Origin of the sequence: Anaerosporobacter sp., from assembly GCF_031551385.1 — a bacterium.
Taxonomy (GTDB): Bacteria; Bacillota; Clostridia; order Lachnospirales; family Lachnospiraceae; genus Anaerosporobacter.
Genome location: NZ_JAVBNS010000047.1, coordinates 1 through 2,841, shown reverse-complemented (window position 1 = coordinate 2,841; position 2,841 = coordinate 1). Strand labels below are relative to the sequence as shown.

The following is a 2,841-nucleotide window of genomic DNA, read 5'->3' as shown; positions in this document are numbered from 1 at the left end:
TGCATTTATTATTTCTGTCTCTTTTTCTTTATTTTTCTTACTTTTATAATATACTAAACTACGAGGTATTTTTAATAGTCTGCACATTGCGCTGATACTGTACTTGTCTTTATTGGATAAGATTATATCTATTTTCGTGCCATTATCAGCGCTGCTTACTTTAAAATATCATTCTCCATCTGTAGCTGTGCTAAATCCTTTTTTAACTTAATCATTTCATTTTCTTCTGGTGTTCTGTTATCTACAGCTTTAAGTGAACCTGAATTATTATAGTCTACTGTCCATTTGCAAATGGTTGATTTTGCTATGTTATATTCTTTATGTAACTCATTGATTTTCCTGATTTCTTTAACGCTATTATTTGCTTTTTAAAGTCATCTGTATAATTTTTAATTTTTCCTGGCATAGTATCTTTCCTTTCTTTTTTTATATCATACCATATCCAAATACAACTTGTCTAATATATTATAACCGATCTAGGTGTTTCATAAACTGGTCATAAGAATTTGAACCATCGACAACAGGAACAATAGGAATGATAAAATCAAAGAACTTTGTCCTATCCTTGGATACAAAAATATCGTCGCGCAAAAGATAAAGAAAGCGAAGAGGTTTAGCCTTCGCCCCCTTATTTCTTTGAACGTTTATTAGTGTATTTACTTCCCGTAGCCGCTCAAAGATGCGATTGGCATTGTATCTATCCATATCCTCAAAGACAATTACATCTGCTTTACATTGCTCGAATAAGTACAGCACCTCATTGAGATATTTATCAAAATATGAATCGTCACTGCCTTCAAAAATTTCAATCTCAAATTTATCCGCGCTAACTCTCTTGAATATACCTTTATTGGCCTGCGCCTTATAAATGTAGTATATCAAGGCTATTGCTAAGATAGCACAAATAGTACCACTTATAAGTGGAGAACTATTATCTACTGTGAAACTCAAAATGTTTTTTATCCATACATTCGAAATACTACCAACATATCCCTGCCAGCCACTGAAAAACAAAATATGAAGGAGTGCAAGAACAAAGACGGCTGTTGCCATTACTAGGCACGCCAGTTTGCGTGGTGAAAAGTTTTGCTTTATTCTAAAGTTTGTCTGTGGGATACAGTTTGGTGAAATTTGATGAATTAGCTGATTGAGAATTTTCCCTTCTAAAACTGATTCTTTTACTGTATCTGATTCTAGTCTATCATTTGATGCCGTATCTATATCATCTGAGCTATCATCTTCTGACCGAAAATGCGCCAGCGAAATATGGAGGAAGTTTTTGTCTAAATGTAATGTTTTATACGATTCTAAAACACTGCTTTTTCCAGCACTATATGCACCTGAAATAGCAATGTTTCTCAAATCATTATTTTCAAAAACATAGTCCAGAGCCTCACTATATATTCCGATTTCGGCATCTCTAATTGGTGTCAATTTTTGAAATTTGGGTTTTCTCTCAGACATACATAATCCTCCGTATTAGTTCACAAACACCGATTGTATTACATGCTATTTTGTACACTTGCTTTATATTTTTGTTGACCAGAGCTTGTTTTTTCAATCACCTGAATTGACCCTCCAGTCTTATTAACATGATTGAGAAATAGTGTTCCGAGCAACAATCTATCATTGCGTGGAATTCGATTCCACTCGTATCCCTTGAACAACTCCTTAACAAGAAATATTTCACCCTCTAATAAATTTTCAGTTTCCTTTATTGCTAACTCCAACAATCCGTTAACGTCAATCATTGCTTTCCTCCTGACAACCACAATAACAATGTTGTTAATAATACTATTATACCCACTTTTCAGAGTTTGTCAATCTGAGGGCAAAAAAATAGCCCTATCCACAAGTAAGAACACTCTGTGAATAGGGCAAGTGTATTATAAGTTGATTTCTATTTTAATGCCAGATTTAAATATTACAGAGAGGTGGCTTTCGCATATATCCATCCGTTCCACCAACTGGCGCACCAGCTTATCATCATACTCCGTCATTTCGCCAGTTTGCTCTTTAAGGAATGCGGTCATATCAGCCACTCGCTGTCGCTTGCCTTTGCGGTCTGCGTTATATTCCTGCATAGACTGTTTTGCTTCTCTCAATCGGAATATTTCATTCACCAAGGTATCGTAGTGCTCTTTTCTGTTTGCCGCTCGAACAATCTGCTCTTGCAGTTCTACAAGTTGGCTCTCAATTTCGGAAGTATCTTTGTCGAAATCAACCCCAAGCACCGTGGCAATGTTACACTCCAAAACCTCTATGAAACCGTTACTGTCGGTTATCACTCGATTTATAGCCTTGAGGACACCTCTCTGTAAATCTTCCTCAAGAATGGTAGGGGAATCGCAGTCCGAATTTTTATCCTCAAGCCTTCCAACGCAGCGCCAAACCACTGACTTCTTGCCTCTGTTATTCCAGTGAATTCTACGGTAAATATCTCCGCACCCACCGCAGAACACAATGCTTGAAAGTGCATATTTAGAACTGTAAACTCTCTTGCTGCCGTCAGCCTTACCCGTTTTTAAATTTGCTCGGCGAACCAGTTCCTCTTGCACCTGCATATATAGTTCTCTTGGAATAATGGCTTCGTGGCAGCCTTCCAAATAATACTGTGGTACATGACCGTTATTTACAACACGTTTTTTGGTGAGAAAGTCAACCGTATAGGTCTTTTGGAGCAGTGCGTCCCCGATATATTTAGATCGGTTATAATATATTAGACAAGTTGTATTTGGATATGGTATGATATAAAAAAAGAAAGGAAAGATACTATGCCAGGAAAAATTAAAAATTATACAGATGACTTTAAAAAGCAAATAATAGCGTTAAAGAAATCAG

At 36.3% G+C, this 2,841-nt stretch carries 3 protein-coding genes; all 3 read right to left on the bottom strand.

Going from position 1 to position 2,841, the window contains the following annotated elements:
* Positions 1-465: 465 nt before the first annotated feature.
* The 3 genes from RMR19_RS05580 to RMR19_RS05570 all read right to left on the bottom strand — a co-directional run bounded on the left by RMR19_RS05580 (position 466) and on the right by RMR19_RS05570 (position 2,564).
* Positions 466-1,464 carry a YobI family P-loop NTPase gene (locus RMR19_RS05580; protein WP_310602515.1) on the bottom strand — a complete coding sequence of 333 codons (999 nt, stop codon included), beginning with the start codon at positions 1,462-1,464 and terminating at the stop codon, positions 466-468.
* Between the two features lie 38 nt (positions 1,465-1,502).
* Positions 1,503-1,751, bottom strand: coding sequence for a single-stranded DNA-binding protein (locus RMR19_RS05575; RefSeq protein WP_310602514.1), 249 nt, complete (start codon positions 1,749-1,751; stop codon positions 1,503-1,505).
* Between the two features lie 135 nt (positions 1,752-1,886).
* Positions 1,887-2,564 (bottom strand): zinc ribbon domain-containing protein, encoded by a 678-nt coding sequence (locus tag RMR19_RS05570; protein WP_310602513.1) that lies wholly within the window; start codon positions 2,562-2,564, stop codon positions 1,887-1,889.
* Between the last annotated feature and the right edge of the window lie 277 nt (positions 2,565-2,841).

Excerpts from the sequence above, each read along its gene's own strand:
- RMR19_RS05580 (WP_310602515.1), bottom strand. The coding sequence starts at position 1,464 with ATGTCTGAGAGAAAACCCAAATTTCAAAAATTGACACCAATTAGAGAT.
- RMR19_RS05575 (WP_310602514.1), bottom strand. The coding sequence starts at position 1,751 with ATGATTGACGTTAACGGATTGTTGGAGTTAGCAATAAAGGAAACTGAA.
- RMR19_RS05570 (WP_310602513.1), bottom strand. The coding sequence starts at position 2,564 with ATGCAGGTGCAAGAGGAACTGGTTCGCCGAGCAAATTTAAAAACGGGT.